The organism is Streptomyces sp. NBC_00086 (assembly GCF_026343255.1).
Taxonomy (GTDB): domain Bacteria; phylum Actinomycetota; class Actinomycetes; order Streptomycetales; family Streptomycetaceae; genus Streptomyces.
In genome coordinates, this window is record NZ_JAPELZ010000001.1 from 6,392,843 (window position 1) to 6,405,809 (window position 12,967).

General features: G+C 71.3%; 10 protein-coding genes. 9 read left to right on the forward strand and 1 reads right to left on the reverse strand.

Translation table 11 applies throughout. The features are described from left to right. Nucleotides 1–107 precede the first annotated feature (107 nt). Nucleotides 108–530 carry a Rieske (2Fe-2S) protein gene (locus OG276_RS28985; protein ID WP_266909638.1) on the forward strand — a complete coding sequence of 141 codons (423 nt, stop codon included), beginning with the start codon at nucleotides 108–110 and terminating at the stop codon, nucleotides 528–530. Between the two features lie 26 nt (nucleotides 531–556). Here OG276_RS28985 and OG276_RS28990 read toward each other — a convergent pair whose 3' ends face one another. Further along, nucleotides 557–1,600: a hypothetical protein gene (locus OG276_RS28990; protein WP_266909640.1), complete on the reverse strand. Its 1,044-nt coding sequence runs from the start codon at nucleotides 1,598–1,600 to the stop codon at nucleotides 557–559. A 239-nt stretch (nucleotides 1,601–1,839) separates the two neighbouring features. Here OG276_RS28990 and OG276_RS28995 point away from each other — a divergent pair, with 239 nt between their 5' ends. From OG276_RS28995 to gap, 8 genes are all read left to right on the forward strand, one after another. Further along, complete coding sequence (locus tag OG276_RS28995) at nucleotides 1,840–2,490, forward strand: papain-like cysteine protease family protein (RefSeq protein WP_266909642.1); 651 nt, start codon at nucleotides 1,840–1,842, stop codon at nucleotides 2,488–2,490. A gap of 4 nt (nucleotides 2,491–2,494) precedes the next feature. After that, nucleotides 2,495–3,316, forward strand: coding sequence for a hypothetical protein (locus tag OG276_RS29000; RefSeq protein WP_266909644.1), 822 nt, complete (start codon nucleotides 2,495–2,497; stop codon nucleotides 3,314–3,316). A 96-nt stretch (nucleotides 3,317–3,412) separates the two neighbouring features. Next, the gene (gene uvrC, locus OG276_RS29005) at nucleotides 3,413–5,446 is read left to right on the forward strand and encodes an excinuclease ABC subunit UvrC (RefSeq protein ID WP_266909646.1); all 2,034 of its coding nucleotides are present in this window, start codon (nucleotides 3,413–3,415) and stop codon (nucleotides 5,444–5,446) included. Then, nucleotides 5,443–6,438, forward strand: coding sequence for an RNase adapter RapZ (gene rapZ / locus OG276_RS29010; protein ID WP_266909648.1), 996 nt, complete (start codon nucleotides 5,443–5,445; stop codon nucleotides 6,436–6,438). The genes uvrC and rapZ overlap by 4 nt, the downstream gene beginning before the upstream one ends. Continuing rightward, nucleotides 6,435–7,505 (forward strand): uridine diphosphate-N-acetylglucosamine-binding protein YvcK, encoded by a 1,071-nt coding sequence (gene yvcK / locus OG276_RS29015; RefSeq protein ID WP_266909650.1) that lies wholly within the window; start codon nucleotides 6,435–6,437, stop codon nucleotides 7,503–7,505. Before rapZ ends, yvcK begins: the two co-directional genes overlap by 4 nt. Beyond that, the gene (whiA, locus tag OG276_RS29020; RefSeq protein WP_112449750.1) at nucleotides 7,496–8,497 is read left to right on the forward strand and encodes a DNA-binding protein WhiA; all 1,002 of its coding nucleotides are present in this window, start codon (nucleotides 7,496–7,498) and stop codon (nucleotides 8,495–8,497) included. The genes yvcK and whiA overlap by 10 nt, the downstream gene beginning before the upstream one ends. A gap of 188 nt (nucleotides 8,498–8,685) precedes the next feature. Next, a complete protein-coding gene (locus tag OG276_RS29025) occupies nucleotides 8,686–11,643 on the forward strand; it encodes a M14 family metallopeptidase (protein ID WP_266909652.1) in 2,958 nt (985 codons plus the stop codon). 208 nt (nucleotides 11,644–11,851) lie between these two features. Next, on the forward strand, nucleotides 11,852–12,856 hold the full coding sequence (gap, locus tag OG276_RS29030) for a type I glyceraldehyde-3-phosphate dehydrogenase (protein ID WP_243338363.1): 1,005 nt from the start codon (nucleotides 11,852–11,854) through the stop codon (nucleotides 12,854–12,856). The last annotated feature ends 111 nt before the right edge of the window (nucleotides 12,857–12,967 follow it).

The following is a 12,967-nucleotide window of genomic DNA, read 5'->3' on the forward strand; positions in this document are numbered from 1 at the left end:
AAGGTATCCCATCGGGCGCGGGTATCGTCGGGTGGGCCCGCCGGGCCCGGCCGTGCCGATCCCGGCCCTGCCGCATCCGCACCCCGCCCTCATTCCAGGAGTACCGCATGTCCGCCTCGCAGTCCGCCGCCCGCCGTACCGTCCTCAAGGGCGCCGCCGCGATCGTCGGAGCCGTCGGCGGCGGCGCTGCGCTCACGGCCTGCTCCACCGAGACCAACAGCGGCTCCGGCTCCCCGGCGGTCCCCGCCGAGCTCGGAGCGGCGACCGAGGTGCCGGTCGGCGGCGCGAAGCTGTTCCGGGAGAAGAAGCTCGTGGTCAGCTGCGCGGAGGCGGGCCAGTACAAGGCCTTCAGCGCCCAGTGCACCCACTCCGGCTGCGTACTGGACAAGATCGTCGAGGGCGAGGGCAACTGCCCCTGCCACGGCAGCCGCTTCGACGTGACCACGGGCAAGGTGCTGCGCGGCCCGGCCACCGACCCGCTGCCCGAGGTCCCGGTGAAGGTCGAGGCCGGCAAACTCGTCGCCGGCTGACGGGGCGGGCCGCGTCGCACCGGCGCTCACTCCCAGTCCCAGCCGATCCCCAGGATCCCGCGCCGCACCCCCTGCTCCACCAGGTGCACGGCCCGGTGCGGTCCGCTCGGGTTCAGGTCCGCGAGCCGCCCGCGCGGCGCGTCCGGCCCGCTGCGCGTGAAGCGGCGGCAGCGCACCGGCAGCGCCGCCTCGTCGAAGCGGACCTGGAGCACGTACTGCCCGCCGGTGTAGCTGAAGCCGCGCACGTACTCGGTGCTGCGGCCGGCCGTGCCGTCCTCGAAGCCGTAGCCGAAGACGTACGTGTCCCCGGCCCGCAGCCGGGCGTCGAAGAGCAGCTCGGCGACGACCAGCTCCGCCTCGGGGTGGCGGCGGATCCGCCCGGTCCGGCAGTTCTCGTCGGCCCGGACCCGGATCCGCTCCGGATCGCAGCCCGGGTCGCCGTGGTGGACCGCGATGTAGCGGTCGACCCCGTCGCGGTGGGCCCGTACGACGTGCTGCGATTCACGGCCCAGCAGCTCCCCGGCGGGCCCGATCCGCACCCGCTCGTGGTGCCCGACGGTGTGCAGGCCGCCGTCGGCGGGCAGTTCCATGCCGGCCAGCAGCTCCTCCACGGCCGCGCCCACGCTGAACAGCGCCCGGTACGAGCGCGCGGGCGGCCGGGCCGTCCCCGGAGCGGCGGGATCCGGCGCGGCCAGCAGCCGCAGCAGGGCGCCCTCGGGCAGTTCCAGGATCTGCTCCAGGGCCCGTACGGCCTTCAGGGACTCGGGGCGGCCCGGCCGCCGGGCGCCCTGCTGCCAGTAACTGAGGCTGGTCACCCCGAGCTTGATGCCGCGGGCGGCGAGCCGGTGCTGCACCCGGTGCAGGGGCAGGCCGCGTGCGGTGAGGGCGGCGCGCAGCGCGAGGTGGAAGGGGCCCTCGCGCAGCAGGTGCGGCAGGTCCCGGGCGGCCTGCGCGCGGGCGTTGTCCGAAGGGGGGCCGGCCGGAGGGGAGCCGTCCGACGGGGGGCCGGCGCGATGGGAGCCGTCCGGAGGGGGGCCGGCCGAGAAGGTGCCGTTCGCGCTCGACCGCATGGCGGTTCCTCCTGTGAACGTTCACGCGACGGGGTGCGGGCGGTCCGGCGGGTGACGCCCGTGGTCCCGGTGGGTCCAGGTGGGGTGACGGCGGACGTTCACACTCTGGCCCCACCGTTCACACCTCGATGTCACGCCGTATTGAAGCGTGTTGACCTGTTCCCGACAACACCCTGATGCTCCTCCACAGCGTCCGGACGCGCTCCTCCACCCCCACTCCCCACATCGGGAGGAACGCGATGCGCCACACGACCCGGCGGCTCACCCTGGCCGCCTTCATCACCGCCCTGCTCAGCGCCCTGCTCGCCTTGCCCACCGCTGCCGCCACCGCCGCCGATGCCGCCGCCGGTACGGGCACCACGACCGCCATCTCCTCCGCAGCAGCCGCACCCGCCGAGGCCACGGCCCTGGCCTCCAAGCGGCTGAACATCACCATGCAGGCCCAGCAGAAGACCAACTGGTGCTGGGCCGCCGGAGGCAACACCATCGCCACCTGGTTCGGCCGCACCTACAGCCAGAACCAGTTCTGCAACGCCGCCTTCAACCGCCAGCAGGGCTACGACTGCCCCAACAACCAGGCCACCCTCGGCAACGTGCAGACAGGCCTGCGCTGGGCCGGCATCAACTCCGGCTCCTACGTGAACGGCTGGCTCCAGTACTCCACCGTCCAGACCGAGATCAACGCCAACCGCCCGATCGAGACCCGCATCCAGTGGTCCAACGGCGGTGGCCACATGCACGTGATCTACGGCTACGACACGGCGAACAGCTGGGTGTACTGGGGAGACCCGTGGCCCTCCAGCGACCGCTACAACTGGGCCTCCCACGCCTGGTACGTGGACAACAGCACCTTCTCCTGGACCCACTCGCTCTACCGGATCGGGGCGTGACCCCATGGCTTCCCGCCTCATGAACGGCCGCCTCGCCGCCGCGGCCGTCGCCGCGACCGCCGCACTGGCCCTGGCCCCCACCCAGGCGTCCGCGGCGCCCGTACCGCAGCCCCAGAACGTGACCGCCGAGAACCTGGCCGCCGCGGGGCGGACGGCGGCGGCCCCCGACACCCTCGCCACCCTGTCCCGCTTCTTCGCCCGCGAGGGCAAGGTCTCGCTCGCCGCCGCGCAGCCCCGCATCGAGGGCGAGACGGTGCCCGTGCACTACCTCTCGCCCGAGTTCGTCGCGGGGAAGGCCGGCGCGAGCGTGGCCCGGCTGGAGTTCCTCGCCAGCAAGGCCGTCTCCTCCGACGGACAGCAGGCCGCCCTGTGGACCGCGCGGACCGCGGCGGGCTGGCAGGTGGTGAACATCGCCACCGGCGACGACGAGTTCCGCTACGCACAGCTCGGCGCGGCGAAACTCCCCGGCGGGACCGTGTTCCGCGAACCGCAGATCGACGCCTGGTACGTGGCCGGCGGCGAGCGGGTGCTGCCCCTGGACGAGGACGCGGCCACGGCCGTGGGCGCGCGGGGCACGAGCCTGGCCGCCTACCGCACACGGGTCGTGAAGGCCTACGGGGACAAGCTGCCGGGATCGGCCTACGGCAAGTCCGGGAAGGCCGGTGGCTTCGCCCCCACGGAAGCCACGGCCACGACAACCACCGCATCGCCGACGTCCGCCCTCGCCGGACTCCCGATGGCCGCCGGAGCCGTGGCTCTGGCGCTGGGCGCGGCCGGCGCGGTGGCCGCCCGGCGTGCCCGGCGGCAGCGGGTGGTGCGGGCGTAACCACCCGAGGGGCCCGGCCGCCCGGCCGCCTGCCGGGCGGCCGGGCCCTGCGGGGCCGGGCCCCGCTTGTCGGCGGGCGACAGTAGGGTGGCTGGCATGGCCGACCCTTCCAGCTACCGCCCCAAGCCGGGACAGGTTCCCGACTCCCCGGGGGTCTACAAGTTCCGCGACGAGCACCGCCGGGTGATCTACGTCGGGAAGGCCAAGAGCCTGCGCCAACGGCTGGCCAGCTACTTCCAGGACCTCTCCGGGCTGCACCCGCGCACCGCCACCATGGTGACCACGGCCGCCTCCGTCGAGTGGACCGTGGTCTCCACCGAGGTGGAGGCGCTCCAGCTCGAATACTCCTGGATCAAGGAGTTCGACCCGCGGTTCAACGTCAAGTACCGGGACGACAAGAGCTACCCCTCCCTCGCCGTCACCATGAACGAGGACTACCCGCGGGTCCAGGTCATGCGCGGGCCCAAGAAGAAGGGCGTGCGCTACTTCGGCCCGTACGGGCACGCCTGGGCCATCCGCGAGACCGTCGACCTGATGCTCCGGGTCTTCCCCGTCCGCACCTGCTCCGCCGGGGTGTTCAAGCGGTCCGCCCAGATCGGCCGCCCCTGCCTGCTCGGCTACATCGGCAAGTGCTCCGCGCCCTGCGTCGGCCGGGTCACCCCCGAGGAGCACCGCGAACTCGCGGAGGACTTCTGCGACTTCATGGCCGGCCGCACCGGCACCTACCTCACCCGCCTCGAACAGCAGATGCACGAGGCCGCGGAGGAGATGGAGTACGAGAAGGCCGCCCGGCTGCGCGACGACATAGGGGCCCTGCGGCGGGCCATGGAGAAGAACGCGGTCGTGCTCGCCGACGCCACCGACGCCGACCTGTTCGCCGTCGCCGAGGACGAGCTCGAAGCGGCCGTGCAGATCTTCCACGTCCGCGGCGGCCGGGTCCGCGGCCAGCGCGGCTGGGTCACCGACAAGGTCGAGGCCGTCGACACCGCCGGGCTCGTCGAGCACGCCCTCCAGCAGCTGTACGGGGAGGAGAAGGGCGAGGCCGTCCCCAAGGAGGTGCTGGTCCCGGCCCTCCCCGAGGACACCCCGGCCCTGAGCGAGTGGCTCGCCGAGCGGCGCGGCTCTCAGGTGAGCCTGCGCATCCCGCAGCGCGGGGACAAGAAGGCGCTGATGGAGACCGTCCACCGCAACGCCCAGCAGTCCCTCGCCCTGCACAAGACCAAGCGCGCCGCCGACCTCACCACCCGCTCGCGGGCCCTGGAGGAGATCGCCGAGGCGCTGGAGCTGGACGGCGCGCCGCTGCGCATCGAGTGCTTCGACATCTCCCACCTGCAGGGCGACGACGTCGTGGCCTCCATGGTCGTCTTCGAGGACGGGCTGGCGCGCAAGGGCGAGTACCGGCGCTTCCAGATCAAGTCCTTCGAGGGGCAGGACGACGTCCGCTCCATGCACGAGGTGGTCTCCCGCCGCTTCCGCCGCTACCTCCAGGAGAAGCTGAAGACGGGGGAGTGGTCCCCCGAGTCCCCCGGGGCCGCCGCGGGCGGGGAAGTCGAACAGGACACGCCCGAGGACGACGGGCGCCCCAGGCGCTTCGCCTACCCGCCGCAGCTCGTCGTGGTCGACGGCGGGCAGCCCCAGGTGGCCGCCGCCAAGCGGGCCCTGGAGGAGCTGGGGATCGACGACGTCGCCGTGTGCGGCCTCGCCAAGCGCCTGGAGGAGGTCTGGCTGCCCGGGGAGGACGACCCGGTGGTGCTGCCCCGCAGCAGCGAGGGCCTGTACCTGCTCCAGCGGGTCCGTGACGAAGCCCACCGGTTCGCCATCCAGTACCAGCGCAACAAGCGGGGCAAGCGTCTGAAGGCCGGCCCCCTCGACGAGGTCCCCGGGCTCGGCGAGAGCCGCAGGCTGGCCCTGATCAAGCACTTCGGTTCGGTGAAAAAGCTGAGACAGGCGACAATCGATCAGATCTGCGAGGTCCCGGGCATAGGCCGCAAGACGGCCGAGACCGTGGCCGTGGCCCTCGCCCAGGCGGTTCCCGCCGGCCCCGCCGTCAATACGGCGACCGGCGAGATCATTGAGGATGAGACCCCCGCGTCCGCGGGAGCAGCATCCGATCGGGGGACCGAGCAATGACCGAGCGCGAAACCCGCCGCGACCGAGGATCCGAGCAGGATTCCGGAAGTGACATCGCATCCGAGTACGACCGAGACGGAGCACAGGTGAGTACGGGCACGACAGTGGAGCCCGGAGATACCGCCGAGGCGGCCATCCCCGAGCTGGTGATCATCTCCGGTATGTCCGGCGCCGGCCGCAGTACGGCGGCCAAGTGTCTGGAAGACCTCGGCTGGTTCGTCGTCGACAACCTCCCGCCCGCGCTGATCACCACCATGGTGGAACTCGGCGCCCGCTCGCAGGGCAACGTGGCGCGCATCGCCGTCGTCGTCGACGTCCGAGGCCGCCAGTTCTTCGACGCACTGCGCGAATCCCTCGCCGACCTGGAGACCCGCGGGGTCACCCGGCGGATCGTCTTCCTGGAATCCTCGGACGACGCCCTCGTCCGCCGCTTCGAGTCGGTCCGCCGCCCGCACCCGCTCCAGGGCGACGGACGCATCGTCGACGGCATCGCCGCCGAGCGCGACCTGCTGCGCGAGCTGCGCGGCGACGCCGACCTGGTCATCGACACCTCCAGCCTCAACGTGCACGAGCTGCGCGCCAAGATGGACGCCCAGTTCGCCGGCGACGAGGAGCCCGAGCTGCGGGCCACCGTCATGTCCTTCGGCTACAAGTACGGACTCCCCGTCGACGCCGACCTCGTCGTCGACTGCCGCTTCATCCCCAACCCGCACTGGGTCCCGGAGCTGCGCCCCTTCACCGGCCTGAACGAGGAGGTGTCGGGCTACGTCTTCAGCCAGCCCGGCGCCAAGGAGTTCCTCGACCGCTACACCGAGCTGCTCCAGCTCATCGCCACCGGCTACCGCCGCGAGGGCAAGCGGTACGTGACCATCGCGGTCGGCTGTACCGGCGGCAAGCACCGCAGTGTCGCCATGTCGGAGAAGCTCGCCGCCCGCCTCGCCTCCGAAGGAGTCGAGACCGTCGTCGTCCACAGGGACATGGGGCGCGAGTGACCGGACGTACCATGCGGCTCCGCCGCCTGCGCCGGCTCACCACCGGCAAGGGCGAGGACGGCGCGGTCCGCACCGGCCTGCGCCGGGGGGAGGTCCCCGAGGTGGCCGCGCCCAAGGTCGTGGCGCTCGGCGGCGGCATGGGCCTCTCGGCCTCGCTGACCGCCCTGCGCCGGATCACGGGCGAGCTGACCGCCGTCGTCACGGTCGCCGACGACGGCGGCTCCAGCGGCAGGCTGCGCGAGGAGCTCGGCGTCCTGCCGCCCGGGGACCTGCGCAAGGCGCTGGCCGCGCTGTGCGGTGACGACGACTGGGGCCAGACCTGGGCGCGGGTCATCCAGCACCGCTTCCAGTCCCAGGGCGACCTGCACGAGCACGCCGTGGGCAACCTGCTGATCGTCGCGCTGTGGGAACAGCTCGGCGACCCCGTCCAGGCCCTGGACCTCGTCGGCAAGCTGCTCGGCGCCCAGGGCCGGGTGCTGCCGATGTCGGCGGTCCCGCTGGAGCTCCAGGCCCTGGTCAAGGGCCACGATCCGGCCCGTCCCGAGGACGTGGACACCGTACGGGGGCAGGCCACCGTGGCACTGACCCCCGGCGAGGTGCTCTCCGTACAGGTGGTGCCGAGCGACCCGCCGGCGGTGCCGGAAGCGGTCGCGGCGGTGCTCGACGCGGACTGGGTCGTGCTCGGTCCGGGGTCCTGGTTCTCGTCGGTGATTCCGCACCTGCTGGTGCCCGAATTGCTCGACGCGCTGGTCGAGACCAAGGCGAGAAGGGTGCTTTCGCTGAACCTCGCACCACAACCCGGAGAAACAGAGGGCTTCTCTCCGCAGCGTCATTTGGAGGTTTTGGCCCGACACGCCCCTAAACTCGCCCTGGACGTGGTGCTTGCCGATCAGGCTGCCGTGCCCGATCGCGAGTCCCTCGCCGATGCCGCAAAACGGTTCGGTGCCGCGGTCGAGCTGGCGCCGGTCGCCAGGCTGGACGGCTCTCCGAAGCACGATCCGGAGCTGCTGGCCGCCGCGTACGACCGTATTTTTCGGATGCATGGAAGGATCGGCCCATGGCGATGACGCCCGCGGTGAAGGATGAGATCGCCCGCCTGCCTGTCACCCGCACCTGCTGCAGGAAGGCGGAGGTCTCGGCGATCCTTCGGTTCGCGGGCGGGTTGCACCTGGTGAGCGGCCGGATCGTCATCGAGGCGGAACTGGACGCGGGGATCGCGGCCCGCCGCCTGCGCAAGGACATTCTGGAGATCTTCGGACACTCCTCGGATCTGGTGATCATGGCTCCGGGCGGTCTGCGCCGGGGCAACCGGTACGTGGTCCGCGTGGTCGCCGGCGGCGACCAGCTCGCCCGCCAGACCGGCCTCGTGGACGGCCGCGGCCGTCCGATCCGGGGTCTGCCCCCCCAGGTGGTCTCCGGGGCCACCTGTGACGCCGAGGCGGCCTGGCGCGGGGCCTTCCTGGCCCACGGCTCGCTGACCGAGCCGGGGCGCTCCTCCTCCCTGGAGGTCACCTGCCCCGGCCCGGAGGCCGCCCTGGCCCTGGTCGGAGCCGCCCGCCGGCTCTCCATCGCCGCGAAGGCCCGTGAGGTCCGCGGCGTGGACCGGGTCGTCGTACGGGACGGGGACGCCATCGGCGCCCTGCTGACCCGGCTCGGCGCCCACGACTCGGTGCTGGCCTGGGAGGAGCGGCGGATGCGGCGCGAGGTGCGCGCCACCGCGAACCGCCTCGCCAACTTCGACGACGCCAACCTGCGCCGCTCGGCGCGGGCCGCGGTGGCCGCCGGAGCCCGGGTCCAGCGTGCGCTGGAGATCCTGGCCGAGGAGGTCCCGGAGCACCTCGCCGCGGCCGGCCGGCTGCGCATGGAGCACAAGCAGGCCTCCCTGGAGGAGCTGGGCGCGCTCGCCGACCCGCCGCTGACCAAGGACGCGGTCGCGGGCCGGATCCGCCGCCTGCTGGCGATGGCCGACAAGCGGGCCCAGGACCTCGGCATCCCGGGCACCGAGTCGAACCTCGACCTCAGCGACAGCGAGGAGCTGGCCGACAACATGGCCGGCTGAGGCCGCGCGGACCGGACGCAGGTCCGGTCGGCGCAAAGCGTGCTACCGAAAGGGGCCCGCACGATCACTCGTGCGGGCCCCTTTTCGGTATGCCCCATTGACATGAGCATGGGCTGATCGTGAGCCTGTCGTCCGAAGCTTTCGTGGCAGACGGGAGCTTTCGTGGCAGACGACGCCCAGGGGGGCACATGAGGCACCGCGCGAGATCGATCCTCGCCGCAAGCGCATTCGTCTTCGGCACCACACTCGCCGCACTACCCGCAGCGGCCCAGGCCCAGCCCGGTCCGGCGGACAAGTCCGCCGCCGACGAGGTACGGGTCTACGACGCTGACATCACCAAGGAGCAGGTCCCGCTGGTCCTGGCGGCCGGCCAGGACGCGCACGAGCTCACCGAACGCGCCCCGGAGACCGGGACCGCCAAGGTCGAGCTCTTCCTCACCGGCGGACAGGCCGAGGACCTGACGGCTCAGGGGATCAAGCTCGCCGAACGCAAGATCGGGGCCAAGGCCGCCGCCCGCTCGCTGGCGGCCGGCGACGGGGTCTTCCGCCCGTACAGCGGCAAGGGCGGGCTCCAGGAGGAGATCCTGCGCACCGCCCAGGAGAACCCGGGCCTCACCAAGGTCGTCTCCATCGGCAAGACCGTCCAGGGCAAGGACATCCTCGCCCTGAAGGTCACGAAGAACGCCAAGAAGTCCAGGGACGGCGGCAAGCCCTCGACGCTGTTCATGTCCAACCAGCACGCCCGCGAGTGGATCACCCCGGAGATGACCCGGCGGCTGATGCACCACACCCTGGACAACTACGGCAAGGACCCGCGGATCACCAAGCTGGTGGACTCCACCGAGCTGTGGTTCCTGCTCTCCGCCAACCCGGACGGCTACGACTACACCTTCGCCCCCGACGGCCAGCGGCTGTGGCGCAAGAACCTGCGCGACAACAACGCCGACGGCAAGATCACCGCGGGCGACGGCGTCGACCTCAACCGCAACTTCGCCTACAAGTGGGGCTACGACAACGAGGGCTCCTCGCCCAACGAGTCGAGCGAGACCTACCGCGGCGCCAAGGCCGCGTCCGAGCCCGAGACCGTCGCCCTCGACAGGTTCGAGAAGCGCATCGGCTTCGACTACGGCATCAACTACCACTCCGCGGCCGAACTGATCCTGTACGGCGTGGGCTGGCAGGTGGCCACCCCCACCCCCGACGACGTCGCCTACAAGGCGCTCGCCGGCACCCCGGAGAACCCGGCGGTCCCCGGCTACTACCCGCAGGTCTCCTCCGAGCTCTACACCACCAACGGCGAGGCCGACGGTCATGCCGCCAACGCCAACGGCATGATGATGTTCACGCCGGAGATGACCACCTGCCAGACGGCCTCCGGGATCGACCCCGACGACCAGTGGAAGCCCGAGGACTGCGCCTCCGGCTTCAACTTCCCGGACGACGAGAAGCTCATCCAGGCCGAGTTCGCCAAGAACATCGCCTTCGCGCTCTCCGTGGCCGAGAGCGCCGAGCGGCCGGACCAGCCGAAGTCCTCCCTCGGCCTGACCGCCGCGGACTTCACCCTCGACCCCTTCACCACCTCCTACGCGGCCCGCGGCGAGGACCAGGAGGTCGCCGTCACGGCCCGCAAGGCGCTGAAGGACAAGGAGCTCAACTACCGGATCAACGGCGGCCGCACCCACGACGAGGACCTCGAAGCCTGGAAGGGCGGCGAGGTCTACGGCGGCGACGACAACAACTGGTTCGACGAGTACCGCGCCGAGGTCGAGGGCGCCAGGCCCGGCGACAAGGTCGAGGTCTGGTTCACCGGCCGCGACCGCGGCAAGCAGGTCTCCAGCGAGCACTTCACGTACACGGTGGCCACGCGGCCCCGCGCCGACGTGCTGGTGATCGCCGAGGAGGGCGCACCGGCGCAGCACGCGCAGTCCTACGTCGACGCCCTGCGCGCCAACGGCAAGAGCGCGGCGGTCTGGGACGTGGCCGTCCAGGGCGCCCCGCACCACCTCGGAGCCCTCTCCCACTTCCGTACGGCCGTCCACTACACCGGGGCCAAGTCCCCGGGCGGCGACACGCAGCTGGCGGTGCGCGACTTCCTCAACGAGGGCGGCAAGCTGATCGAGGCCGGTGAGCTGGCGGGCGGCAACGCCCAGGTCGGCCGCGCCGTGACCAACGACTTCAGCCAGTACTTCCTCGGTGCCTACGGCCGCGCCGGGGTCACCGGCCCCACCGGCTTCACCGGCGCGGGCACCCTGACCGGGGCCAACGGCGCCCTCGGCAACGCCACGGGCAACCCGCTCGACCGCCCGGGCTCCTACACGGTCACCTCCGACACCCTGCCCGCGGCGCAGTTCCCGCAGTTCAAGAGCGCGCAGTCGGGCCAGTACGCCGGAGTCGTGAACCCGTACGCCCCGTACGCCGGCGCCTCGATGGCCTCGGCCACGCACGCGGACGACGACTGGAAGCGCCTCACCCGCACCATCGACCTCACCGGGGTCACCGCGGCCGACCAGCCGAAGCTCAAGATGGCGCTGAACTGGAACACCGAGGAGGGCTACGACCACGCGGTCCTGGAGTCGCGTACCGCGGGCGGCGACGACTGGACCACGCTGCCCGAGGCGAGCGGCCTGACCACCACCACCGTTCCGGAGGAGTGCGGGGCCGGGTTCTTCATCAACGGCCACCCGTTCCTGCGCCGCTACCTCACCCTGGACGCCGGCGGCTGCACCCCGCAGGGCACCAGCGGCACCTGGAACTCCTTCACCGCCTCCTCGGGCGGCTGGAAGCAGGTCTCCTTCGACCTCAGCGCGTACGCGGGCAAGACCGTCGAGGTCTCCCTCGCCTACATCACCGACCCGGGCTCGGGCGGCCGCGGGGTCTTCGCGGACGAGGCCCGCGTCTCGATCGGCGGCGCCGACCAGGCGACCGAGGGCTTCGAGTCCTCGTTCGGCGTCTGGACCGCCCAGGGCGCACCTGCCGGAAGCCCCGATGTTCCGGGCGATTGGTCCCGGTCGGGCGAGCTGTTCAAGTCCTACGCCTCCGTCACTACGCGTGACACCGTGCTCCTGGGCTTCGGCCTGGAACACGTGCCGGCGGCGGCCGACCGCGCCGTACTCGTCGGTAAGGTGCTCCGCTCGCTGAACCACTGATCAGAGCCCCCGACCGGGCTCACCGTGAGTGACCGGGCACAAAGTCCCCGAGGTCCCGTACTCGTCTTGGAGTGCGGGCCTTCGGGGCGTGTCACACGATGGTCGATGTCACTCCGAAGCTCACGGAGAGGTAGTGTCGTAAGCGGTCGGGGACATCCCATACAGCTCGCTGGCGGACAGGCCGGCGCACCAACGAGGAGATCGGTTCGTGACGATCCGCGTAGGCATCAATGGTTTTGGCCGAATTGGCCGCAACTACTTCCGGGCGCTCCTGGAGCAGGGAGCGGACATCGAGATCGTCGGTGTCAACGACCTGACTGACAACGCAACCCTGGTTCACCTCCTCAAGTACGACACGATCCTGGGCCGTCTCAAGGCCGAGGTCAGCCACACCGACGACACCATCACCGTCGGTGGCAACACCTTCAAGACCTTTGCCGAGCGCGACCCCGCGAACCTCCCTTGGGGCGAGCTGGGCGCCGACATCGTCATCGAGTCGACCGGCATCTTCACGAAGAAGGCCGACGCCGCCAAGCACATCGCGGCCGGCGCGAAGAAGGTCCTCATCTCGGCTCCGGCCAAGGACGAGGACATCACGATCGTGATGGGCGTCAACCAGGAGAAGTACGACGCGGCCAACCACCACGTCATCTCCAACGCCTCCTGCACCACCAACTGCGTGGCGCCGATGGCCAAGGTCCTCCTGGAGAACTTCGGCATCGTCAAGGGCATGATGACGACGGTCCACGCGTACACGAACGACCAGCGCATCCTGGACTTCCCGCACTCGGACCTGCGCCGGGCGCGCGCGGCCGCCGAGAACATCATCCCGACCACCACGGGTGCCGCCAAGGCCACCGCGCTGGTCATCCCGGAGCTGGCGGGCAAGCTCGACGGCATCGCGATGCGCGTCCCGGTCCCCACGGGTTCCGTGACCGACCTGGTCATCGAGCTGGAGCGCGAAGTCACCAAGGACGAGGTCAACTCGGCCTTCCAGAAGGCCTCTCAGGGCCAGCTCAAGGGCATCCTGGACTACACCGAGGACGCGATCGTCTCTTCCGACATCGTGAACTGGCCGTACTCCTGCACCTTCGACTCCTCCCTGACGATGGTCCAGGGCAAGAGCGTCAAGGTCATCGGCTGGTACGACAACGAGTGGGGCTACTCCAACCGCCTCGTCGACCTGACCGTGTTCGTCGGCGGTCAGCTCTAAGCACCAAGACAGGCACCACGAAGTGAGCACCGGGGCTCGGGCAGCGCGATGAAGCGCTGTACGGGCCCTGTTGCTTGCCTCGTACCCCTCTCGCCCCGCACGGGTAAAGTC